Origin of the sequence: Aliiglaciecola sp. 2_MG-2023 (genome assembly GCF_030548145.1) — a bacterium.
GTDB classification, from domain to species: domain Bacteria; phylum Pseudomonadota; class Gammaproteobacteria; order Enterobacterales; family Alteromonadaceae; genus Aliiglaciecola; species Aliiglaciecola lipolytica_A.
This window is the reverse complement of sequence record NZ_JAUORY010000008.1, coordinates 137,666-160,030: the sequence shown is the minus strand read 5'-3', so window position 1 is coordinate 160,030 and position 22,365 is coordinate 137,666. Positions and strand designations below refer to the sequence as shown.

23 protein-coding genes are annotated in these 22,365 nt (G+C 39.7%); 8 read left to right on the top strand and 15 right to left on the bottom strand.

What is annotated here, in order from left to right; genetic code table 11:
* Positions 1-4 precede the first annotated feature (4 nt).
* Together Q4567_RS10665 and Q4567_RS10660 are read right to left on the bottom strand one after the other, a co-directional pair.
* Positions 5-418 (bottom strand): ACT domain-containing protein, encoded by a 414-nt coding sequence (locus Q4567_RS10665; protein WP_216047889.1) that lies wholly within the window; start codon positions 416-418, stop codon positions 5-7.
* Positions 419-458: 40 nt separating this feature from the next.
* Positions 459-773: a multidrug efflux SMR transporter gene (locus Q4567_RS10660; protein WP_216047888.1), complete on the bottom strand. Its 315-nt coding sequence runs from the start codon at positions 771-773 to the stop codon at positions 459-461.
* A gap of 604 nt (positions 774-1,377) precedes the next feature.
* Between Q4567_RS10660 and Q4567_RS10655 the strand changes: the two genes are divergently transcribed.
* The 3 genes from Q4567_RS10655 (at position 1,378) to Q4567_RS10645 (ending at position 5,998) form a co-directional block, all read left to right on the top strand.
* Positions 1,378-3,840 (top strand): M1 family metallopeptidase, encoded by a 2,463-nt coding sequence (locus tag Q4567_RS10655; RefSeq protein WP_303500344.1) that lies wholly within the window; start codon positions 1,378-1,380, stop codon positions 3,838-3,840.
* Positions 3,841-3,842: 2 nt separating this feature from the next.
* The gene (locus Q4567_RS10650; protein ID WP_303500342.1) at positions 3,843-4,340 is read left to right on the top strand and encodes a DUF6702 family protein; all 498 of its coding nucleotides are present in this window, start codon (positions 3,843-3,845) and stop codon (positions 4,338-4,340) included.
* A 278-nt stretch (positions 4,341-4,618) separates the two neighbouring features.
* Positions 4,619-5,998 carry an NAD-dependent succinate-semialdehyde dehydrogenase gene (locus tag Q4567_RS10645; RefSeq protein ID WP_216047885.1) on the top strand — a complete coding sequence of 460 codons (1,380 nt, stop codon included), beginning with the start codon at positions 4,619-4,621 and terminating at the stop codon, positions 5,996-5,998.
* A gap of 350 nt (positions 5,999-6,348) precedes the next feature.
* Here the strand turns inward: Q4567_RS10645 and Q4567_RS10640 are convergent, their stop codons facing one another.
* Both Q4567_RS10640 and Q4567_RS10635 read right to left on the bottom strand, forming a co-directional pair.
* Positions 6,349-6,894 carry a peroxiredoxin-like family protein gene (locus Q4567_RS10640; RefSeq protein ID WP_216047884.1) on the bottom strand — a complete coding sequence of 182 codons (546 nt, stop codon included), beginning with the start codon at positions 6,892-6,894 and terminating at the stop codon, positions 6,349-6,351.
* A 274-nt stretch (positions 6,895-7,168) separates the two neighbouring features.
* Positions 7,169-7,321, bottom strand: a complete 153-nt coding sequence (locus tag Q4567_RS10635) for a hypothetical protein (protein ID WP_303500340.1) — start codon at positions 7,319-7,321, stop codon at positions 7,169-7,171.
* A gap of 71 nt (positions 7,322-7,392) precedes the next feature.
* Here Q4567_RS10635 and Q4567_RS10630 point away from each other — a divergent pair, with 71 nt between their 5' ends.
* Positions 7,393-7,695 (top strand): transposase, encoded by a 303-nt coding sequence (locus tag Q4567_RS10630; RefSeq protein WP_216047876.1) that lies wholly within the window; start codon positions 7,393-7,395, stop codon positions 7,693-7,695.
* Positions 7,635-8,534 carry an IS3 family transposase gene (locus Q4567_RS10625; protein WP_303500393.1) on the top strand — a complete coding sequence of 300 codons (900 nt, stop codon included), beginning with the start codon at positions 7,635-7,637 and terminating at the stop codon, positions 8,532-8,534. Before Q4567_RS10630 ends, Q4567_RS10625 begins: the two co-directional genes overlap by 61 nt.
* Before the next feature lie 856 nt (positions 8,535-9,390).
* Here the strand turns inward: Q4567_RS10625 and cueR are convergent.
* The 5 genes from cueR to Q4567_RS10600 form a co-directional block, all read right to left on the bottom strand.
* Positions 9,391-9,801 carry a Cu(I)-responsive transcriptional regulator gene (gene cueR / locus Q4567_RS10620; protein ID WP_216047879.1) on the bottom strand — a complete coding sequence of 137 codons (411 nt, stop codon included), beginning with the start codon at positions 9,799-9,801 and terminating at the stop codon, positions 9,391-9,393.
* A gap of 1 nt (position 9,802) precedes the next feature.
* On the bottom strand, positions 9,803-12,178 hold the full coding sequence (locus Q4567_RS10615; protein WP_303500338.1) for a heavy metal translocating P-type ATPase: 2,376 nt from the start codon (positions 12,176-12,178) through the stop codon (positions 9,803-9,805).
* A 516-nt stretch (positions 12,179-12,694) separates the two neighbouring features.
* The gene (locus Q4567_RS10610) at positions 12,695-14,164 is read right to left on the bottom strand and encodes a hypothetical protein (RefSeq protein ID WP_303500336.1); all 1,470 of its coding nucleotides are present in this window, start codon (positions 14,162-14,164) and stop codon (positions 12,695-12,697) included.
* Positions 14,161-15,951 (bottom strand): N-6 DNA methylase, encoded by a 1,791-nt coding sequence (locus Q4567_RS10605; protein WP_303500335.1) that lies wholly within the window; start codon positions 15,949-15,951, stop codon positions 14,161-14,163. The genes Q4567_RS10610 and Q4567_RS10605 overlap by 4 nt, the downstream gene beginning before the upstream one ends.
* Before the next feature lie 15 nt (positions 15,952-15,966).
* Positions 15,967-16,146, bottom strand: coding sequence for a helix-turn-helix domain-containing protein (locus tag Q4567_RS10600; RefSeq protein WP_303500334.1), 180 nt, complete (start codon positions 16,144-16,146; stop codon positions 15,967-15,969).
* Positions 16,147-16,512: 366 nt separating this feature from the next.
* On the opposite strand from Q4567_RS10600, the gene Q4567_RS10595 reads away from it, so the two are divergent.
* On the top strand, positions 16,513-16,710 hold the full coding sequence (locus tag Q4567_RS10595) for an AlpA family transcriptional regulator (RefSeq protein ID WP_303500332.1): 198 nt from the start codon (positions 16,513-16,515) through the stop codon (positions 16,708-16,710).
* A 2-nt stretch (positions 16,711-16,712) separates the two neighbouring features.
* Positions 16,713-17,237 carry a hypothetical protein gene (locus Q4567_RS10590; RefSeq protein WP_303500330.1) on the top strand — a complete coding sequence of 175 codons (525 nt, stop codon included), beginning with the start codon at positions 16,713-16,715 and terminating at the stop codon, positions 17,235-17,237.
* Here the strand turns inward: Q4567_RS10590 and Q4567_RS10585 are convergent.
* The 5 genes from Q4567_RS10585 to Q4567_RS10565 all read right to left on the bottom strand — a co-directional run bounded on the left by Q4567_RS10585 (position 17,220) and on the right by Q4567_RS10565 (position 21,081).
* A complete protein-coding gene (locus Q4567_RS10585) occupies positions 17,220-18,056 on the bottom strand; it encodes an IS3 family transposase (protein WP_303500391.1) in 837 nt (278 codons plus the stop codon). The genes Q4567_RS10590 and Q4567_RS10585 overlap by 18 nt on opposite strands.
* An 8-nt stretch (positions 18,057-18,064) precedes the next feature.
* The gene (locus tag Q4567_RS10580; protein ID WP_303500328.1) at positions 18,065-18,367 is read right to left on the bottom strand and encodes a transposase; all 303 of its coding nucleotides are present in this window, start codon (positions 18,365-18,367) and stop codon (positions 18,065-18,067) included.
* Positions 18,368-18,623: 256 nt separating this feature from the next.
* On the bottom strand, positions 18,624-20,273 hold the full coding sequence (groL, locus tag Q4567_RS10575; RefSeq protein ID WP_216047867.1) for a chaperonin GroEL: 1,650 nt from the start codon (positions 20,271-20,273) through the stop codon (positions 18,624-18,626).
* Positions 20,274-20,312: 39 nt separating this feature from the next.
* Positions 20,313-20,603: a co-chaperone GroES gene (locus Q4567_RS10570; RefSeq protein ID WP_216047866.1), complete on the bottom strand. Its 291-nt coding sequence runs from the start codon at positions 20,601-20,603 to the stop codon at positions 20,313-20,315.
* Between the two features lie 202 nt (positions 20,604-20,805).
* Positions 20,806-21,081, bottom strand: coding sequence for a peptidylprolyl isomerase (locus tag Q4567_RS10565; protein ID WP_216047865.1), 276 nt, complete (start codon positions 21,079-21,081; stop codon positions 20,806-20,808).
* 85 nt (positions 21,082-21,166) lie between these two features.
* On the opposite strand from Q4567_RS10565, the gene Q4567_RS10560 reads away from it, so the two are divergent.
* Positions 21,167-21,736: a DUF502 domain-containing protein gene (locus Q4567_RS10560; protein ID WP_216047864.1), complete on the top strand. Its 570-nt coding sequence runs from the start codon at positions 21,167-21,169 to the stop codon at positions 21,734-21,736.
* A gap of 18 nt (positions 21,737-21,754) precedes the next feature.
* Here Q4567_RS10560 and Q4567_RS10555 read toward each other — a convergent pair whose 3' ends face one another.
* Positions 21,755-22,285, bottom strand: coding sequence for an FxsA family protein (locus Q4567_RS10555; protein ID WP_303500324.1), 531 nt, complete (start codon positions 22,283-22,285; stop codon positions 21,755-21,757).
* Positions 22,286-22,365: the final 80 nt, after the last annotated feature.

Genomic DNA, 22,365 nt, shown 5'->3' with positions numbered 1-22,365 from the left:
CTTGTCAGTTGACTAAACCGTTCTTTGCCAAATCCTTTAAATCTTTAACAGCTTGAGCGGCGTCCTTGGTACTGACAAAAATATGATCGTGATAATAACCAGCAACCACGTTTGCACTGATATTTGATTGGGTAAGTTTTTTAGAGATAGCGGCGGTTAAACCAACGGCATCAAGGCTTGAGTGCACATTTAGGGTAATACACTTAAATACCCCTGAATAAGCAATTTTTTGCTTATCGGCGAGGTGTTTTTCAATAATCACCGACATACCTTCTTTTTCTAAAAACGTGCTTATCGGTTTCAACTGTTGCAGCATTTGGTAATCATAAGTTTCAAAAGTCGCAAACACATACTCTTGTGGCAACAAAACGGGTTCCATTGAAGCAATAAGTTTGGCTAAATCTTTTTCACCAGACATAAATATCTCACTCTTTTTATAATCGTAAATCTTCTTGAAATTAACTACTCAACTTCAAACCAATAACTCCCAACGCAATGATAATTAAACAAATAAGTTGTTTAATAGAAAGGCTTTGATCGAAGAAGTAATGATTAATAATTGAAATACTAGACGCACCAACAGCCAACCAAACAAGATATGCATGGCTAATGGGAATGTCTTTTGTTGCAATTGAAAACAACAGTAAACTCAGTGCCATAGATAACACAGCAAGTATAACGTAGGGAATATGAGTAAATGATTCAGATTTTTGAATACCGACTAACCAACCAGCTTCCAAAAACCCTGCAATAATGAGAATAAACCAAGACATAATAACGCTCTTATTAAGTTGAGGTCGTCCCCAAAAAATAAAATAGAGCGGTGAGGTCGTCCCCACATCCAGTTTTGAAGTTTGATCCTAGCAACTACAAATTTAGAAAGCAATTCCTGACTTTTTAAAAATTAAAACACAAAAAATTAAAACACATACAGACCAATCTCTGGGTAAATTTTTATTTCTTTAATTTTTTTGATGGTTTTTTGCGCTGCTTTACGCTTCTTAGATTGTGGTAAAGACAACATCTCAGCCATTTTGATTGCTCATCGGTGAAACCAAACTTAGCTAGTCACCTTCGCTATTTTTACCATATAGCCATTATCTTCGTGTTTTAATTAAACAAATTTAGCAAACTATGTAAGCATATTGATACAAACTTCGCTAAATCAAAAAAACAATCACTAAGTTATAACATTCAGTTTTTCAGCTCATTGTTGTAAGATTTAAATGATGTTTCAAGTAACTTTGTAGCTTTTACAGCCCCTCATTTGTTACTCAAAGAAGCATTCTTTAAATAATAATAACTGCATGTCGTTGAAGGTGTCGATTAAAACTCTGCTCACATTGCAAATTTTCTATACAACAATCAGGTAACACAATGTTTAAACCACTCTCTATGGTAGCTTTGCTATCATGTTTTGCGATTGGCTTTGCAAACGCAGCAATTAATCAAACAAAAGGCGATTTTGAAGATAAATTTCGTCAGCTAGATGAATCTCTTCCTACTCCCAATGTGTATCGCAACGCCGCAGGTGAACCCGGTCATGAATATTGGCAGCAGCAAGTAGATTACCAAATCAAGGCAAAATTAGATGAACAAAAGCGTCGAATTGAAGCCAGTGAACAAATCACTTACCACAACAATTCACCGGATACGTTAAAGTATTTGTGGATGCAATTAGAGCAGAATAAATTTCGCAACGACTCAATGTCGGCCATGACCACCACCTTTGGTGGTATTGGTAACCGTGGTCCAGCAACGGCAACTGCATCATCTGATAAACCCGCACAGCTTAGCTTAGGTGCACTGCGTCGCCAGCAATTTACCGATGACCACGAATTAGGCTTTGATATTCAGTCAGTGACCGACAGCAACGGTAACAAGCTCAAATTCACAATAGTGGGTACCAACATGCGTATCGACTTACCTCGTCACCTGAAGCCGGGTAAAAAAACCGTATTCAATATTGATTACGCGTTTAATATTGTCGAAGAAGATGCCGTAACAGCACGTTCAGGTTATGAACATTTCCCTGATGATGAACGAGAAGGCGGAAATGATATTTTCTTATTAGCCCAATGGTTCCCGCGTTTACATGCTTATACTGATTACGAAGCATGGACTAACCGAGAGTTCATTGGTCGAGGTGAATTTACCTTGGAGTTTGGTAACTACGAGGTGGAACTTACTGTACCTGCGGATCATATTGTCAGCGCCACTGGCGAGTTACAAAACCCCAAAAATGTACTCACTTCTACCCAACGCAAACGATTAAAGCAAGCTGAAGATGCAGAGCGTATCGTTTTCGTGGTGACGGCTGAAGAAGCGCTAGAAAACGAGAAAGAAGGCACAGACGCAACAAAAACATGGAAATTCAGTGCTAACAATGTACGTGATTTCGCATGGGCTTCGTCACGCAAATTCATGTGGGATGCCCGTGGCCACCAGCAAGGTGGAGATGATCAACCGTTAGTCATGGCGATGTCGTTTTACCCTAAAGAAGGCGGCAAATTATGGGAAAAGTATTCCACCGAATCAATCATCCAAACCTTAGAAGTATATTCTCGTTTTTCCTTTGATTATCCCTACCCCGTTGCACAATCAGTGAATGGCCCTGTAGGTGGAATGGAATATCCGATGATCACCTTTAACGGTCCTCGTACTGAATTGCAAAAAGATGGTAGCCGCACTTATTCGCAAGCTGAAAAGCGTTTCTTAATAGGCGTAGTTATCCATGAAATTGGTCATATTTATTTTCCAATGGTAGTCAATTCAGACGAACGTCAGTGGACTTGGATGGACGAAGGATTAAATAGCTTTTTAGACGGTGTAGCCGGTCGTGAATGGGATCCTAGTATTCCTTGGGGTGTTGAACCAAGAGATGTTGTGGATTACATGAAGTCATCAAATCAAGTACCCATTATGACTCAATCAGACAGCGTTTTACGATTAGGTCCTAATGCTTATACAAAGCCTGCCGCAGCCCTCAATATTCTGCGCGAAACTATCCTAGGCCGTGAATTATTCGACTTTGCATTTAAAGAGTATGCGCAACGTTGGAAGTATAAGCGCCCTACACCATCAGACTTTTTCCGCACTATGGAAGAAGCCTCTGGGGTTGATCTAGATTGGTTCTGGCGTGGTTGGTTTTACAGTACAGACCATGTTGATATCTCCATAGATAAAATCTATAAACTACGTTTAGACACCCATGATCCAGATATCGATTTTGCTCGTCAGCGCCAAGAAGAGTTGGATAAACCTGAATCGTTAACGGACATCCGTAACAAAGCGGAAGGACGCAAACTTTGGATTGAGCGTTTCCCTGATATTACCGATTTTTATGACGAGAATGATCGTTTCACGGTAACCAACAAAGAACGCAATGCTTATCAGAAGTTCTTAAGCAAACTCAAACCATGGGAAAAAACAGCCTTAGAACGCGCTGTGAAAGAAGACAAAAACTACTATGTATTGGACTTTTCCAATAAAGGTGGTCTAGTCATGCCAATTATACTGGAGCTAACCTTTGCTGACGGCAGTGTTGAAAACCAGTATATTCCAGCAGAAATCTGGCGTCGTACCCCTAAAGCGGTTAGCAAACTGATTATCACTGACAAAGACAAAGAGCTAGTTAGTGTGACTGTTGACCCCCACTGGGAAACAGCTGACGTGGATATAAGCAACAACCATTATCCACCTAAAATTATTCCGTCGCGGATTGAAGCTTACAAAACCAAAAAGCGTAGCGGCAAGGTTTATCGGGACATTATGCAAGATATAAAAACCGAACTAAAAACCTATGATGAAGACGATATTGAAGAAGACGACAATAATTGAGCATGAATAATTTCATCAAACTAGCTTTAGGGGCGCTGTTGTTAACAGCGTTTTCCCTAAGTGCACATCAACAAAAGACCTCGATAAGCACAGTGTTGTTTAATCCGCGCACTGAGAATATTGAAATCATGCACCGCTTTAGGGTTCATGATGCCGAGCATGCGGTAAAAGAAATATTTGGTAAAGACGCGGATATACTCGATTCAGAAAAGACTCAAAATGAGTTTAGCGACTATGTAAGCAAACGCTTTTACTTGTTTGATAGTCAGCAAAAAGCCTTGCCTCTAAAAGTGGTTGGTCATGAAATAGAGGGGAAGTTTTTCTGGGTTTATCAGGAAACCACACAGCCTGCTAAGTTAGAGAATCTGAGTATACGTCATGATGCCTTACGCGATTTATGGCCACAACAAGTCAACACGATTAATGTTGAAGGTAAAGGCGAACTGCAAACTCTGACCTTTGCAGACTCAGTGGAATTATTAAAAGTTAGCTTCCATTAAACTTTTCAATCAGCAGTAATAGACGTTTTTTAGAGTTCACAAAACACTAAGCTGAAATTGCTCTATTAACAAGCCCGTAAATATCAATTTTACGGGCTTTTTATTTACTTCTTCAAGACCAATCACCTTGCATGTTGACTGTGAATATTTTGCAAAGGTATTGAATCAAGTTCACAAAATTAAATTCGAAAAATCAAATTTCATCTTAAATTCATAAGGTTACAAGTTGGTAAAGGTTTTGCACCTACAGCTTCGTTGAATTAAAAAGAGGAAATATCATGTCGAACACAGTAAAAACAATTAATCCCTTTACTGAGCAGGTACTAGACGAGTTCCAACTTTTGAGCTTAGAAGAAGCAAATGCAGCCGTAGATAAAAGTCATGAGGCATTTTTATCTTGGCGAAACACACCTAAAGATCAACGTGCGGAACTGGTATTAAGCTTGGCCAGCACAATTCGCGAAAATAAAAGTGAATTGCTCAGATTAATGACCGCAGAAATGGGCAAAGTGCGCGCCCAGGGTGAACAAGAAATTGAACTTTGTGCAGGCATTTGTGAATACACTGCCACCGAAGCGATAAAAGCTCTGGAAGACGAAGAGCGGGAAATTGAAGGTGGCAAGGCGATAATCAGCTACCAACCTATAGGTGTTATTTTAGGTATTCAGCCATGGAATTTTCCTCTATATCAGGTCATTAGATACAGCATCAGCAACATTATGGCCGGCAACACCACAGTGATGAAACATGCTTCCAATGTATTTGGCATGGCTGTTGAAATTCAAAAGATGTACAAAAAGGCAGGCTTTCCAAAAAACGTTTATCAATCTCTCATCATCAAAGGGTCTATGGCAACCCAGCTTATTGAACACAGCAAAGTACGTGGTGTTACTTTTACAGGCAGTGACGGTGTAGGTAAAAAAGTAGCTGAAACAGCAGGTAAACATTCAAAGAAAACCGTCTTGGAATTAGGTAGTAACGATGCATATGTGATACTTGATGATGCCAATATTGAAACCGCGGTGCAAGCCTGTGTTCAGGGGCGAATGATCAACAATGGGGAAACCTGTGTAGCCGCCAAACGTTTCGTTGTTACTGAAGCGAAATATGACGAATTCAAACAAGCCTTCGTTGACCAACTTAAAAATATGAAAATGGGTGATCCTAACGATAAAGAAACAGATTTAGGCCCTATGGCACGAGAAGATTTGCGAGACGAATTACATGAGCAAGTTAAAACGTCCATTGATAAAGGGGCAAAAGTTTTGATAGGTTGCGAAATCCCAGATATGACGGGTTATTTTTACCCACCGTCAGTTCTTGAAAATGTGCAATCAGGTATGCCCGCTTATGACGATGAGTTATTTGGTCCAGTTGCCGCTCTGATTAAAGTTAAAGACAACGAAGAAGCAATGAAGGTCGCTAACGATTCAAGGTACGGTTTAGGTGGTGGTATCTTTTCAGCAGATGAAGATAAGGCGGTGAAAATGGCCATTGAAGAATTTGATACCGGCATGGTCAATATTAATGGCTATGGATTAGCTCAGCCCAACCTGCCTTTTGGTGGCGTGAAATCCAGTGGCTATGGCAGAGAACATGGTGGGTTTGGCATAGCAGAATTCGTGAATATTAAATCGGTCGTAATCAATCAACAATAGAACCTAGTCACCTAAACTGCGGATTGAATGTAAAATCCATTGAAATCCAAAAGAGTCGGTATTTTATCGGCTCTTTTTTTATGCAACTAGATTGTTAAGACAAAGAAAGGCAATCGTAGGATATTAAAGGTGAGACGCCCTTCGTCTTGCAAAGAAGGTAAAACAAAGGTGACTGATGATTAGCGGTTTTATCGATTAAAACCAAGCGAAAACTCGCAGGTAGGAATCAAAATTAGGCTGATGAGGGACGCTAAGCTGAAGTTAAGTGTGGTCGACATTGGCAATTGCCTTTTCCAAATTGGATAGCAATAGAAGCCAATGCCGACCTAATCTGAACGATTATTTAAACATTAATTTTGGTGAGTACCGCGCACTGGATAATTTTTGTTGAGTGCGAACTCAAGTCCACTAACGAACTGTTCCAGATCTGGACGAATGAAAGGTGCATTTGCAATCTCAATCATCACGGTTTCACCTTTTGGATTGACTACAAACAAGCCAGGCTCTGGAAAAGCATGGTCGGTTTCAGAGTCACTCATAGGATCTGAAATGTATAACCCCAGTGCATGCATTTGAGTTAAGGTTAAACCAGTAACAACCGGAAAGTTAACATCTAATCCTTTATCTTTCATCTTGTCTAATTGCTCTGGTGTATCAGCAGAAACGGCAACTACGTCGATGTTCAAAGATTTTAGTTTTTCTGTATAATCGGTAAGTGAATTTAGATATTTGAGGCAAATCGGACAATGATACCCGCGGTAAACAACAACCAAAGACCACTTGTCTTTATCCTCACCAAGGTGTGCTGCATCCGAAAGACTTGCTAAATTGCCGTTAGTATCTGTGATTTGTATTGTTGGAAATTTTTCGCCTGCTAAAAGTTTAGTATTCTTCATTCTATACCTCCATAAAAACGGTTAGCTCAACAGTGTCCTGTATTATTATTCTGTTTAACCAACCTAACCTAAATAATGATTTGTTTACGGTTTGTATGTAGCAAACTTCTTACCAGCTAAACTAAGTGGCTGTTTTAACGCTAAAAACATAGATTAATCCATACATGAGCGGAATATTGCAGCTGGAAACTGTGAAAGAATTGCATTAGTAATTGAATCATCTTCAATTTGCTTTGTTTGCTCCCTGATTATCCTTTATACCCTGAATACTCGGTTAGGTGTCGGACGCTGTAGATTCTACCTTGTGCAAATATTCAACGTACTCTTGTACGCTATCGTTTGGCATTTGAGTTTGCATTAAGCTTATCAACAAGCGAATATTTTGGCTCAAGTCAGGATAGTCTTGCTCTGGATGACGTTGCGTCACATCTATTGTAATGGTCTAATTTTTCAAGACACTTTGTTGGAGGTATCATAACCAAAACCAACGAGGTAAAAATGAAAAAGTTTACAACTGAATTTAAATTGGAATGTGTAGAGCTGATCACCATTCAAGGGTATCCAGTTAAGCAAGCCGCTGAATCTATGAATGTTGGTTATTCAACATTACAGAAATGGTTACGACAATATAAAGAAGAGCAACGTGGTATCACTCCAAAAGCCTCAGCAATTACAGCTGAGCAAAAACGAATTCAAGAGTTAGAGAAACAAGTTAAACAGCTAGAAAGTGATAACAACTTATTAAAAAAGGCGTCAGCCTTCTTCGCTATCGAAATGAACAAAGGCAGCAAGTCGCGCTAAAGTTGAAGAAGGCTGGGTTTAGTGTTCAACATATTTGTCGTTGTTTTAAATTGGCGCGTATCTCGTTTTACTTTAACGCAAAACCTAAACCGTTAAAACCAGATGAAATTCGTTTAGAAGCCGCGGTAAAGCATCTTCACAACGAAATGGATGCGACTTATGGTAGTCGCAGAATGATGATAGAGCTTAATCATCAAGGTTACCGAGTGGGTCGTTATAAAATACGACGATTAATGCGAAAGTGTAAACTGATAGCTAAACGCCCTCGATTACATAAGTATCCGTGGGCAGGAAAAGCATCAATCATTGTGCCAAATCATTTAAATCGACAATTTAACCCTGAGCAACTGAACACCCATTGGTCAGGAGACATAACGTACATACGAACAGGTCAAGGTTGGTTGTACCTTGCGGTCATCGTTGATCTATGTTCCAGAAAAATAATTAGTTGGGCGTTCTCAGATAAACCAAATACAGAATTAACAATGCGAGCAATACGCCTAGCCGTGAATAAACGGGAGCCGTTAACTGGGATTATATTTCATTCAGACCAAGGTGCTCAATATACCAGTGAGTCGTTTCAGCAATGTTTGCGTGAATTAGGCATTCAACCTAGTATGAGTCGAGCAGGAAATTGCCTAGATAACGCAGTGACAGAGCGTGTTTTTAGAAGTCTAAAGTCTGAACGAGTAAATTACAGAAGATATAAAACGAGACAAGAAGCCAAGGTAGATATTATCGATTACATCGAACCGTTTTATAACCAAAAACGACGACATCATAAACTGGGTAACATCTCACCAGTCGAATATGAGATGAAATTAATGAAAAGTGCCTAACAAAGAGTCCAAGAAAAGTTGACCATTACAAATTCGACCATCTTCTGCCCTATGTCCCACTTGTATAAGTATATGGCCCAGATGTGTATGTGAATGGCTCAGGATTACATCCAGATGTCCCAGTGCTATAACATTGACTTCGCGACTCTCTGACTTTGCTTGCTCATTACCCATGAACTAATTGTCGTAGCGATTATTTTATATAAATCTTCTTCTACTATAGGAGAAAGCCTATAGGTTGGCATTATCGCCCTTACTTTCAGATTGTTTATTTACTGAAAGAGAAGCTTGTTCAAATTTATCCATGACATTATGATTGACAATTCGCCCGCAGCTAGCTGTTCAAAACCTTTCGCTACTTCTTGTTTCATTTAATATTCACAGCGTTATATCAGTTTTCAAAGCAGTTCTAGCTCAGAAGTTTATTTTTCCAAATAATTAGTTAGCTTTAGCCACCATGGCAGACAAACGTTAGATACTAAAAGCCTTCTCAATGGACGGCTTTTAGCCAATAGCTGACATTACCCTTTGCAATACCATGATGATATTTAGTGCAATACTAACCGACATTTACTGCTCGTTTGTGGGGCTGGTTTAAGCTGTGAGTTCAACTGATCAATGCAAAGTTCTTTAATCCTTATTTGATGCGCAATGCGCAAGTTAGCAGTTGTGAAATTCAATATTCAGTCACAGGCAAAAACAGCGTTTTTTTGTTTAAGGATCGAGATAAATATATACCTGAAGAGGTCGTTATCTAAGTACAAGTTTAATGGGTAAAATTACAGTATCGGTTTGTAACATCCAATTCAATTGACCAACTTTTCTCACTATAGATATTGACTGCAATTCACCTTCGTTATTCGGATGAAAGTTGAGCTAAGCCTTCTAAAATAGGGCAGTCAGAGTTATCATTACCATCACATTTATCCGCTAGTTTCTGTAGCACTTCTTTCATTTTCTCAAGCTCACGTATCTTTTCATTAATCTCGTGTAAATGATTCAGTGCAAGTTGTTTCACGTTACGACTTTCTCTGTCAGTATCGAGCCAGAACTTGAGTAGTGACTGAATTTCAGCCATGGAGAAGTCTAACTTTCTCGCACGACGGATAAACCCCAATTGTTGAATGTGTGCTTGATTATATAGTCGGTAGCCGGCATCTGTGCGACTCGTTTTTTTCAATACGCCAATTTCTTCATAATATCGAATCATTTTGGCTGACACCCCCGTTAAACTAGCGGCTTTGCCAATTGTGACAAGTTTATCCATGTTATTTCTCCTTCAGAGTCCAACGTTGCAATAACAATGCATTACTGACGACAAATAAGCTACTAAATGCCATTGCAGTACCGGCGATAATGGGGTCAAGATAACCAAAGGCTGCGAGTGGAATTCCCACAGCATTAAAGATAAAGGCCCAAAAAAGATTTTGCTGTATTTTACGATAAGTCATCCTTGCAATGATTAATGCCGTGGGTACTAGGCTTGGTTTACTCCGCATTAACGTGAAAGAAGCTGCGCTAACGGCAACATCAGTACCAGACGCCATTGCCATACCCAAATCTGCTTGGGCTAGCGCTGGGGCATCATTAATGCCATCACCAACCATGGCAACCTGATAACCTTGCGCTTGATATTCCATAATATATTTTGCTTTATCTGCTGGCAGCACCTCAGCTTTAAAATCGTCTAACTGTAATTCTGTCGCCACCGATGTTGCACTCGCTTGATTGTCACCGGTAAGCATAGCCACCTTTATACCTTGTTGTTGCAATAGCTTCACAGCTTGCAGCGCATCAGACTTCAATTTATCACTAAAACAAAACAGGCCAAGTAATGTTATTTGATCTTGTTGCTGACTAGCCAACCAAGAAACAGAAGCACCCAGTATTTCTATTTGATCAGTTGGTAGTTTTACACCTAATTCTTGCATCCAATGACTACTGCCCATCAATACTAACTTGTCAGCAATATTGCCTTTGACACCATAACCTGCGACAACCTGAAATTCATCGACAGGTATTGGTTGTGTCCCTTTGGTTAATGCCTTTTCAACCACTGCCTTGCCCAATGGGTGCTCACTATTTATTTGTAAGGAATAGGCCAACTGCAATACAGCTTCTTCACTGCCACTGATGACTGTCATCTTATTTACAACAGGTTTGCCTTGAGTCAAGGTGCCTGTTTTATCAAATACGACTAAATTGATTTCTTTTGCTTGCTCTAACGCCACTGCATCTTTAACCAATACGCCTAATCTGGCAGCAGTTCCAGTGCCTGCCATGATAGCTGCCGGAGTTGCCAAACCAAGTGCGCATGGACAAGCGATAACTAAAACGGCTACCGCATTGAGAATGCCATTGGTCCAGTCATCAAACGCTAAACCTGTCACCAATAAAGTGGTAAGTGCGACCAATAACACCACAGGAATGAAGATACTGCTGACTTTATCCACTATTGCTTGGACGGGAGCTTTTGCTCCTTGGGCTTGCTCGACTAGTTCAATGATTTTAGATAAGGTAGATTCGGTACCAACATTAGTGGCACGGATCTCCAAAATACCGTCCAAGTTAAGTGAGCCCCCCGTGACAATATCACCTTCTTTTTTACTTAACGGAATCGATTCGCCACTAATTAACGCTTCATCCAGATGACTCTGCCCCTGTAAAACCTCACCGTCAACAGGCACACTTTCGCCCGGTATTACTTTTACTTTTTCACCAGATTGCACTGATGAAGCGGCCACTTTTTGCCATTTACCTAAACGTTGCACTGTCGCCTCAACAGGTTTCAAATTTTCCAATGCTCTAAGTGCATCAGTTGTTCGGCGCTTTGCCTTGTGTTCTAAATATTTACCCAGCAGAACCAAGGTGATTACTGCGCTACTACTTTCAAAATACAAATGGGGCATGCCATGAGCGCTATCAAAGCTCCACCACAAATATAAAGATAATCCGAAGGCTGCACTGGTACCGATGGAAACAAGAAGATCCATGTTGCCCATGCCAGCTTTTAATGCCCCCCAGCCTGCACGATAAAAACGAGCGCCAAAATAGAACTGAACTGGCGTAGCTAACAACCATTGCCAAACAGGCGGTAACATCCACTGTTGCGCAAATAACATGCCGAACATCGGCAACACCAATGGCAAGGTAAGTAAGCCTGCTCCCAATACGGGCCACCAAGCTTTAGTATAAAAAGGCTGATGTTTATTGGTTTTTTGTATCACGCTGTCATTGTTTAACGGGATAAAAAGGTAACCGGCTTGTGTCACGGCTTGGGCTAATTGTTCATCGGTTACAAAGGATAAAGTCCTTACTTGTACTTGCTCGGTGGCTAAATTTACCGATGCACTGACCATACCGGTTACTTTTAGCAATGCCTGTTCGACCCGCTTCACACAAGAGGAGCAGCTCATCTTTCCAATACCAAATTGCTTTACCTTTACTGGCACTTGATAACCGGCCTCAATAACAGCGGTAATTAATTCACTATGACTGGCGGTACCTTGAACCGTTGCCGTATCTGTAGCTAGGTTGACGGTAGCATTAGTCACGCCCACCACTTTAAGTAACGCGTTTTCAACACGACCTACACATGAAGCACAGGTCATACCGTCAATTTTGAATTGTGTAGTTGTATTCATAAGCTTCTCATCTTAATTGAATTGTAGAACTAAGCTGAGGTTAAAGCTTACCACGGTAGTAAGGACAACTGTTTTAGTATGAAAAGTGTTATAAATGACAATTTAACTGCAATCACTGCATTTTAAAGAGGAGTACAACCATCTTCATGGAGGCTTTATGAACACTAAAAACAGCTCATAAATCCATTGATGTTAGCGTCCGGTTTCGTATCGAAGAAGTCAGTAGGTTTGTTTGGAAGATAGTTTTCGCTTTGTCCGAATTAATACATAACAACAATGGTATTAGATATTGATTAACAAATAATAAAAAAGCCCAAATATTGCTATTCGGGCTTTCAAAAAACTCAGTAGATTAAGCGGTAATAGAAAAATCTATTACATCATGCCGCCCATTCGCACCTCAAGTTATTGATTTTAAGCTAAATTAATTTCTTAATTAATATTGAAACCCCACTATATACCCCATGTGTATACTTTTTGTCGTTGAATTATGAGTTTCCCCAAACCCCTGACATGCTACGCTATTTCTTTGGCAAGTTTGGAAATATTCACACGTGAATCTATTCTGTCTTCAACAATTGACTTAATTTTTGAACTTAGCTGCTGACGCACTTCCGCAGATTTTGGAATTGGTAAGTAAACTTCTTTTAAGCGTTGTCCTATCGTATCAATTACATCTCTGGTGAATTGCTTAGTGCGTAGTTGTCGCTTAACTATATAAGAATTAAGCAGGCCTAGTACCATCCACTCATCAATTTCATTGTTTTCGAGGACTCGTATCTTATAGAGCCCACCACAATAGAGAACTCTTTCATCACTACGGGTTATAATACAAGAGCTACCAACTAAATATGTTCCATCCCTCACAAGAATAATGTCTCCGCATTTAACATCTTGCTTGGTGGCGTATTCCTGATAAATTTCTTCAGAAATCCCCTGCTTTGGATCGTGTTTGATTTCCCAGTTTGAGAAGTCACTCGTCCTAATAAATGGAATATCACCGGTGCCATAAGCCATTTTCCCAATTTCGTCACCAGTATTTATTTGAATTAATCTCCTGTCGATAAGCTCCTGTACTGTTAGGCAGTCGCAAGTTTCGGATAAAGACTTTATTTCATTGGCGACATCCGGGTCATAGTATTTAGGCAAATAAATTTGATCTTTAACTTCTGTAGAATCAATCCAAAATGTTTCGAATTGTCCAAACTCTGACGTAACAGTATCTGAATTCATATTTTCTAGAATGTCACTCCATGTGCTTTTCAAGAAGTTTTCTATCGGTATAGTCGAATTTGAGTGTAAGACTTCCTCAATTAAGTTTGGAGCATGTTTAATGAATGCCTTTCCAATCTCTCTAGATTTCATACTATCTAAGGCTGATTCGGCGACCTCTTTTCTTATTCTTTCATTTTTTGGAATAGGTAGATATAAATCCATAAATCTATTCCCAATTGTATCAATTGTGTCGGCAGTAAATTGTACGCTTCGTATTTGTTCTTGGAATAGTGGTGAATTGATAAGAACAAACAATAGATAAGGATCAAGAGCTTCTTTATCATTGACTCTTATCTTAAAGATATGAGATTGATAAATTATCTTTTCGTCAAGCTCAGTAATTATACAGTTTGTACCAATTAGATAAGTCCCATCTCTTACCAGTAGAATGTCTCCCAATTGAACATTTTGTTGCGATTTATAAAGAGCATATATATCTTCACTAACACCTTGTTTGGGAAAGGTTTTAGTTTCCCAGTTCGAAATATCAGAAGTTCTGATAAACGGTATATCCCCAGTGCCATAAGCTAACTTCCCTATCTCGTTACCAGTACTTATTGATAGAACTTTTCGCTTTACGAGTTCCGATATTTGAATAATATCGTGTGTGTCTTTCAGTTTATCTAGTTTTTCAGTAAGAGACGGATCATAGTATTTTGGGATATATGTTCTTTCTTTAATACTCGAGACATCTAGCCAATAAGAAATCATTTGTTTGAAAACCCTTTTCTATAAATGTCCGCAACCTTTGGAATATCGTCCAAGAGTTCGTCAACTCCTTCTGCTGATTTTCTTATTGTAGGATTTCCTCTACTATCATGGCCACACCACTTAACGTCAGCCATAAAGATTGGCGTTTTTTTATCTTTTTGACCAGTGAACTTTTTTTCACAAATCAAAACACAGCATTTAGCATGAGTGTGTGGTTGAAATAAGTCTTCAGGCATTGTGACGATTGCCTTAATATTTGTTTTGCGTTCAATATAATCAACAACATATCTATATTTTGGCATTCCGAATATACTTTCTAATAGGACAATTCCTAAGGTGCCACCTTCAGTGAGAAGGTTTAAACAACGCTCTATAAATAGGATCTGTGGAGGTTGTTTATCTTCGAGTTTTCCTTTTTCAAAATTATCGTTACTCGAATTGTGTTTCCACTTATGACCCAAATCGTATTTTTTTAACATATCCTCGGAGTCAATAGCTAATTTTTTTCCAAAGGGCGGGTTCGTCACAACTAAGTCAAACTTTCCCATTTGAATGCCATCGTTTGTTGCATTAGACCAGTTTGTAGGGGTTTCCAAACTATTTTCACAATAGACTCCTCCCCTCCCATCTCCAAGAATAGCCATATATGCTTTTGCAACTTTACTGAGGAAGTAATCTTTATCTATCCCTCTAAAGTTTTTGATAGCTACCTTTTGTTTTTCAGCCTCAATTTCATTATCTGGCCAACCTAATTCTTTTCCTTGTTTGTCAATTTTTGCCCAGACATGTCTCAATCCTTCAACTAAAAATCCACCGCTCCCACAAGCAGGATCAATAATCTTTTGATCAACAGTGGGATCTACCATATCAATAACCATTTTAACGACGTTTCGAGGCGTGAAAAATTGACCCTGCCCTCCTTTTAGTGACGGGCCTATAAATACCTCAAAAGCATCTCCTACTGCATCTCTTGCGCTATCCTGCAAAGAATACAATTGTAATTCCCCAACTACATAGGCTAAGCTTTTTTCATCTAATATTATTGAGTCGGCAACTTCAATAACATCGTCGTATTGTTGTTTAACTTTTTCAAATAAGGCTACAATTCTTTTCATTACATTTTCTGGACTTTCACCAGTACCAGATCTAAATGTGACCATCTGGTCTTTTCTTGTGAAACGTTCGTCGTATATTTTGCAAAAAATTAAATTGATTAGTTGTTGAGCAAACACTTCGTCACGTGTTATCCCTACAGCGTTTGCGGCAAGATAATTTCGAATAGTTTTAAAAACCGACTTTAAATTAGTTGCAGGTCTAAGATCTTTACGTTTGAACTTACCAATATCTTCAACTCTTTCTCCATAACGAGGAATATTGGGTATTTGGTTAAATTCAATTCGACCATCAACTTCGGTCTTGTATATATATTCTCTTTCATCTCCATTAAACCAAACACCTATTCTTGCTTTAGAAAATCGAAGATAGTCTTCGAGCTGTCCTCGGCCATCTTTGCGGTTCTTTTTCTTACATTCAATAATAATTTCGACATTTTCTTCTGTATGTTCTTCACCTCCAAATACACCAATATCTATGGGGTACTCTTTTTTATTATCTGAAGGTCTAACTTTTACTCGCCACTGAGGCCTTGTTTGAATGTGTTCTACAGGATAACCATAGTCAACAACTAGAATTTCAGAAAAAACTTGTACGGCGTCTATCTCTTCTGGAGTAGCCTTAACTGGTAAACCGCTAATGTAGTCTAAAATATAACCTTCTTTTAATTCCATTTTTTGCTCTAAACCTTAATTATTTTTAATTCTTTTTTCTTCTATCCACGCTTCAATATCCACGACCTTAAAACGCCAACTTCCCCCAACTTTGAATCCTGGCAATTTGCCTTCAGCTGCCAGCCTATAAGCAGTTTTTTCATTAAGTTTGAGATATTCGGCAAGCTCTTTGAGAGTAAGTATTTCGTCAGACATTTTGAGTCCCTAATATTATTGCATATAAAATATGAGAAAATTAGGGAATAAACAAGAAATTTGGGTGTTGATTTTCCTAAAATAGATCCTTTATTAATAGACTAACATTTTGATCATTTTTAACTCTAACTTACGATTGTTATTCACCCAAGTTATCAAAAATACTCCCGCTAGTGAGATAACGAATGTTTTTTACGGCCATTGACTGCCTATTTAAGCCCTCTCCACCTTTAATTCAATTAGTTTGTTACGCTTAAATAACATTATATTACATGGAGTTACAAGTTAATTTAGATTCGTTGTTACCTTTTTAGGATAATCGTCAACCATACACTGTGTGTTTCAAAGACTTAAAAGGAGATTAACATGAAACCACAGGACGATAGGTTTATTAATGCTAACCAGCTGGGCGAAATGTTGGGTGTATCGAAGGTGACAATTTGGCGGTGGAGGAAAGGATCTCAGCTACCTTTACCTTTCCGGTTCAATGGTCAGTCAGTGAGATGGCGTCGCTCTGAGATAGAAAGTTGGTTAGAAGAACAGCGCGTAGATAGGGAGGCATAATCATGACTGATTTTGCGTTCATCCGTCTTCAGCGACTTATTAAAAGAATGTTAAGTTTCAACCAAAGTCGCCAAGACAACAAAAAGCAACCGCGCAATAAAAGTAATATTTTTGCAAACAAAACGGCACCACGGGAAACTGGGTCTAAGATGGCAGTGAATTATAATTTGCTACCGTCATATGTTAACGAGTGTTTGAGTGAAATTGACCTATCGAAACCACCTGGATTGGCCGGTGATATATGCCTAGATCTGGAGAGAATCGAGTATCGAGCGTTACCAGAGCTAAGGCCAATCGTGGCACTGTTAACATTGTCAGCGATTGTTAGTAGGAATACTACTCGAAACGTCAAGCTGAATGTCTACGTTATCGCGACAGCCTTAAGCGCTTCGGGGAAAGAGGCTCATCAGAATTATCTGAAGCAAGCATTGAAAGAGTTAAATTTAGATGAAAGCCTACATGAAACACCGCGTTCAGACTGTAACGGTCAAATAAACTTGGAGACTTCTTCAGGCACTTTTCTTTAATTTCATCTCATATTCTGCTGGTGAGACATTTCCTAATTTATAGTGTCGTCGCTTCTGGTTATAAAACGGTTCGATGTAATCAATAATATCAGCCATAGCTTCACGCCTTGTCTGATAACGACGGTAGTTAATTCGTTCCGATTTCAGACTTCGGAAAAAGCGTTCAGTAACCGCATTATCTAAACAATTCCCTGCTCGGCTCATACTTGCGATGAGCCCATGCTCTTTCAATGAACGCTGAAATGCCTCACATGTATATTGCACACCCTGATCTGAGTGGAATAGTACGCCATCAGTTGGTTGCCGTTTATTTACAGCTAGCCTTAATGCTCTTGTAGTTAGTTCACTATTAGGCTTATCTGAGAATGCCCAGCTAATGACCTTGCGAGAGCATAAATCCATGATTACAGCCAAGTACAACCAGCCTTGTTGCGTGCGAATATACGTAATATCACCAGACCATAACTTGTTTAAATGCTCAGGGTTAAACTGGCGATTTAAATAATTAGGAGCTATTACAGACGCCTTACCACCAGTAGGATATTTATGTTGTTTAGGTCGTTTGGCAACTAGCCCTAATCGCTTCATCGAAGTGCGTACACGATGAAGGCCAATATCAAAACCGAGTGCTTGTAACTCACCGTGCATACGTACCTTACCGTAAGTCGCGTCCATATCTGCATGAACTTGTTTCATGGCAGCATCGAGTTTGACTCGCTCAGGACAAATTAGCTTTGGTTTAGCTCTATAATAAAACGAGCTAACAGCAATGGATAAACAACGGCATATTTGCTGAACTTTACTACCAGCCTTTTTCAGCTTGGCAGCTACTTGCTGCCGTTGCTCATTTCCATAGCGAAAAAGGCCGAAGCTTTTTTTAACAGGGCATTGTCACTTTTTAGTTGTTTAACCTGCTTTTCTAACTCTTGAATCTTTATTTGCTCTGGCGTTAATGCGCTGGCTTTGGGCGTGACACCATGTTGTTCTTTTCGATATTGGCTTACCCAACGCTGAATTGATGATAATCCCACATTCATCGCTGCGGCTGCATCTTTATACTTATAACCGTGAACAATGACTAGCTCTGCACATTCACGTTTAAATTCTGCTGTTAATGTTTTCTTTGGCATTTTGACCTCGTTAGTTAATGGAATTTTACCTCTAACGAAGTCTCTAGTTAAATCATACCGTTACAATCTTGGAATATACCTAATTTTAAAAAGCATTGACAGAGTGGTACCCCAACTTGCACCCCTATTTTTATGAAATTCATTGCAATCAAATGAGATTGGTTGAAATAGCAAAAGCTAGAAAAAAGCCCCGAATATATTGATATTCAGGGCTTTTGAAATTTCATGAAATACCATGAAAGGTATAGTGGGCAGTTTACATCATGCCGCCCATTCCACCCATACCGCCGCCCATGCCGCCCATATCAGGCATAGCAGGAGCGTCATCAGCTGGAGCATCTGCGATCATCGCTTCAGTGGTGATCATAAGACTCGCAATTGACGCTGCAAATTGAAGTGCAGAACGAGTTACTTTAGTTGGGTCAAGAATACCCATCTCTAGCATGTCGCCGTATGTGTCGTTACCTGCATTGTAACCGAAGTTACCAGTACCGTTTTTAACTGCGTTAGTTACTACAGATGCTTCTGCGCCAGCATTAGATGCGATTTGACGTAGAGGAGCTTCCATAGCACGTAGTGCTAGTTTAATACCGTGAGTTTGGTCTTCGTTGTCACCTTTTAGGTCAGCGAATTTAGCTGCTGCACGAACTAGCGCAACACCACCACCAGCTACAACGCCTTCTTCTACCGCTGCGCGAGTAGCGTGAAGTGCATCTTCAACACGTGCTTTTTTCTCTTTCATTTCAACTTCAGTTGCAGCACCAACTTTAATGACTGCTACACCGCCAGCTAATTTAGCTAGACGCTCTTGAAGTTTTTCTTTGTCATAGTCAGAAGAAGATTCTTCGATTTGACCACGGATTTGAGCACAACGACCTTTAATCGCTTCTTCGTCACCAGCGCCATCAACTACTACAGTGTTGTCTTTATTGATAACAACACGTTTTGCAGTACCTAAATCTTCTAGTTGAACTTTTTCTAGCTCAAGACCAATCTCTTCAGAGATAACAGTACCGCCAGTTAGTGTAGCGATGTCTTGTAGCATTGCTTTACGACGGTCACCAAAGCCAGGCGCTTTAACAGCTGCAACTTTAACGATACCGCGCATGTTGTTAACAACCAATGTAGCTAGAGCTTCGCCTTCAACATCTTCAGCAATAATTAATAGCGGCTTAGATGCTTTAGCAACACTTTCTAGAGTTGGTAGCAATTCACGGATGTTAGTGACTTTTTTGTCAACCAAAAGGATGTATGGGCTGTCTAATTCAACAGTGCCATTTTCTTGGTTGTTCATGAAGTAAGGAGATAGGTAACCACGATCAAACTGCATACCTTCAACCACTTCTAGTTCGTTCTGAAGTGCTTGGCCTTCTTCTACAGTGATAACACCTTCTTTACCTACTTTGTCCATTGCTTCAGCGATAAGGTTACCCACTTCTGAATCAGAGTTTGCAGAGATAGTACCAACCTGAGCAATTGCTTTGCTGTCAGCACATTTAGTAGAAAGATTTTTAAGTTCTTCAACCGCAGACAAAACAGCTTTGTCGATACCGCGCTTAAGATCCATTGGGTTCATACCCGCAGCAACTGATTTCAAACCTTCAGTTACAATCGCTTGCGCTAGTACAGTTGCAGTCGTTGTTCCGTCACCGGCTTCGTCATTTGCTTTAGACGCAACTTCTTTAACCATCTGTGCGCCCATGTTTTCAAACTTATCTTCAAGCTCGATTTCTTTAGCAACAGATACACCATCTTTAGTGATGGTAGGAGAGCCAAAAGATTTGTCTAGAACAACGTTACGACCTTTAGGTCCTAAAGTAACTTTTACCGCGTTAGCAAGAATGTTAACGCCTGCAAGCATTTTGTTGCGAGCGTCATCAGAAAAACGTACTTCTTTAGCTGCCATGTTTAATTTCCTCTTAATTCTGTCTAATTGATTATGCTGTTATTCAACAACCGCTAGGATGTCGCCTTCGCTCATGATAAGCACTTCTTCGCCATCTAGTTTTTCGGTTTTAACACCATAGCCATCACTAAAAATCACTACGTCGCCAACTTTAACGTCAAGCGCTTTCACTTCACCATTATCTAAAACTCGACCATTACCAACAGCAACGATTTCTCCACGAGTTGATTTTTCGGCCGCAGAGCCAGTTAGTACGATGCCACCAGCAGATTTACTTTCTTGCTCTTGGCGCTTAACGATAACGCGATCGTGTAAAGGACGGATTGCCATTTTCAAATCTCCTGAAAATTCCAATTTTAAAGTTAAAATTCCCGAACGTCGGGGGGTGAGTTGCGGCTTTCACCTCAACTCGAATGAGTATCTGCGAGCAAAGATGGGGATAGCCTTACTGACTTCAAGGGTTTATGTTAAAAAAAATCTATTTTTGTGGTGTTTTTTGCGATTTTTTTGCAAATTGAAGGATTTGAGGCGTTTACGAGCGATAAAGTGTTTTTATTAAATGAAAACCGAATTGGGTTTTTACCGGGCCATGAATTGTCAAAACTGGTTTTTTAAATACCACATTATCGAACGCTTTAACCATTTGCCCCGGTTTCACCTCACCTAAATCGCCGCCTTTTTTAGCGGAAGGACATTGTGAGTATTTTTTCGCCAGTTGTTGGAAATTGGCACCTTTCGCAAGTTGGTGTTTTAGTTCTTCCGCTTGCTGTTTATCTTTGACCAATATATGGCATACACCTGCTTTCATTTGTTTTAATCCTTATGTTCTCGCCAGTTGGATGAAGCTCTGTCATTATACCCCGTATTTCGTTACTACTATGAGTTGTTAATTAATGAAAAAGCTGTTGTCTTTATCCTTTCAGGGCTTGGCCGCCATTTTACCGTTATCATTAACCCTGTATTTTATATACTGGTTTATGTCGGGCGCTGAAGCACTGTTATTTCCCTACGTCCCACAAGAATACTATTTTCCCGGAATGGGAATTTTAACAACCTGCGCAGTTATTTTACTCACTGGACTTGTGGTTAATCTGTTTTTTGTGCAATGGATGGTATCAACTGCAAACCGACAGGTTGAAAAAATACCGCTAGTCAAATCGGTATATGGAGCCATAAGAGATACCCTAACAGTATTTCAAATTAGCGATAAAGAAAATTCCAAAGCTGTCGTTTCAGTAGAAATTAAACCAGACATGCATTTAATCGGCTTCGTGACTGCCGACCAAGTTGCAGTAGAGATTTTCCAAGACGACGATAAAATCGGAGTGTATATTCCGCTTAGTTACCAAATAGGTGGCTATACCCTGTACGTAAAACGCCAGCAAATAACTAAGTTAGATATTGGTGTTGAAGAGGCCATGCGAATTGCGTTAACCGGTGGCGTCAAAGCGAAACAAAAATAAAACGCCAATTTTAAGCTGTTAACGGTCTGATGGAGAATCGATTTTCGGTCGGTTCTCAGCCTCATCTTTGTCAACATATTCCCCTTCAATAATATCACCATCTGCTTGATTACCACGATTTGAGTAGCTGGTTTGCGTGTAACTGGTGTGAGAATAACTGTGTTGCCCCTGACCTGGTTGGCCAGCTACAACGTTAACGGAAATTTGCTTAAGTAAACTTTTGGCAATAAATGGACGAGTAATAGGTAGTGCCAATAAAAAACCTAAAGCATCTGTTATAAAACCTGGGGTAACTAATAGAATTCCGGCTACCACTAACAATAAACCTTCGGCCATCTCCTGCCCAGGCATAGCGCCTGACTGCATCTTTGATTGAGCCTGCATTAGGGTCGCAATCCCCTGCTGTCGTACAAAATAAGCACCAATAAAGGCAGTAACCACAACAATAGCGACTGTATTCCAACCACCAATTTGCTCGCCGACATTAATTAACAACGCAATTTCGGCTATGGGTAAGATAGCGAACAAAATAAACAATTTACCAAACACAATACGCTCCTTGATTAAACATTTGATCTGGGGTCGTTTTGTCAATTCACAAGAACCTTTTACAAGCAAGCAAGTATTGA

Excerpts from the sequence above, each read along its gene's own strand:
- Q4567_RS10590 (WP_303500330.1), top strand. The coding sequence starts at position 16,713 with ATGACTGATTTTGCGTTCATCCGTCTTCAGCGACTTATTAAAAGAATG.
- Q4567_RS10565 (WP_216047865.1), bottom strand. The coding sequence starts at position 21,081 with ATGAAAGCAGGTGTATGCCATATATTGGTCAAAGATAAACAGCAAGCG.
- Q4567_RS10560 (WP_216047864.1), top strand. The coding sequence starts at position 21,167 with ATGAAAAAGCTGTTGTCTTTATCCTTTCAGGGCTTGGCCGCCATTTTA.
- Q4567_RS10580 (WP_303500328.1), bottom strand. The coding sequence starts at position 18,367 with ATGCCAAAGAAAACATTAACAGCAGAATTTAAACGTGAATGTGCAGAG.
- Q4567_RS10630 (WP_216047876.1), top strand. The coding sequence starts at position 7,393 with ATGAAAAAGTTTACAACTGAATTTAAATTGGAATGTGTAGAGCTGATC.
- Q4567_RS10640 (WP_216047884.1), bottom strand. The coding sequence starts at position 6,894 with ATGAAGAATACTAAACTTTTAGCAGGCGAAAAATTTCCAACAATACAA.
- Q4567_RS10615 (WP_303500338.1), bottom strand. The coding sequence starts at position 12,178 with ATGAATACAACTACACAATTCAAAATTGACGGTATGACCTGTGCTTCA.
- Q4567_RS10610 (WP_303500336.1), bottom strand. The coding sequence starts at position 14,164 with ATGATTTCTTATTGGCTAGATGTCTCGAGTATTAAAGAAAGAACATAT.
- Q4567_RS10570 (WP_216047866.1), bottom strand. The coding sequence starts at position 20,603 with ATGGCAATCCGTCCTTTACACGATCGCGTTATCGTTAAGCGCCAAGAG.
- Q4567_RS10600 (WP_303500334.1), bottom strand. The coding sequence starts at position 16,146 with ATGTCTGACGAAATACTTACTCTCAAAGAGCTTGCCGAATATCTCAAA.
- Q4567_RS10660 (WP_216047888.1), bottom strand. The coding sequence starts at position 773 with ATGTCTTGGTTTATTCTCATTATTGCAGGGTTTTTGGAAGCTGGTTGG.
- Q4567_RS10655 (WP_303500344.1), top strand. The coding sequence starts at position 1,378 with ATGTTTAAACCACTCTCTATGGTAGCTTTGCTATCATGTTTTGCGATT.
- cueR (WP_216047879.1), bottom strand. The coding sequence starts at position 9,801 with ATGGATAAACTTGTCACAATTGGCAAAGCCGCTAGTTTAACGGGGGTG.
- Q4567_RS10595 (WP_303500332.1), top strand. The coding sequence starts at position 16,513 with ATGAAACCACAGGACGATAGGTTTATTAATGCTAACCAGCTGGGCGAA.
- groL (WP_216047867.1), bottom strand. The coding sequence starts at position 20,273 with ATGGCAGCTAAAGAAGTACGTTTTTCTGATGACGCTCGCAACAAAATG.
- Q4567_RS10665 (WP_216047889.1), bottom strand. The coding sequence starts at position 418 with ATGTCTGGTGAAAAAGATTTAGCCAAACTTATTGCTTCAATGGAACCC.
- Q4567_RS10650 (WP_303500342.1), top strand. The coding sequence starts at position 3,843 with ATGAATAATTTCATCAAACTAGCTTTAGGGGCGCTGTTGTTAACAGCG.
- Q4567_RS10605 (WP_303500335.1), bottom strand. The coding sequence starts at position 15,951 with ATGGAATTAAAAGAAGGTTATATTTTAGACTACATTAGCGGTTTACCA.
- Q4567_RS10645 (WP_216047885.1), top strand. The coding sequence starts at position 4,619 with ATGTCGAACACAGTAAAAACAATTAATCCCTTTACTGAGCAGGTACTA.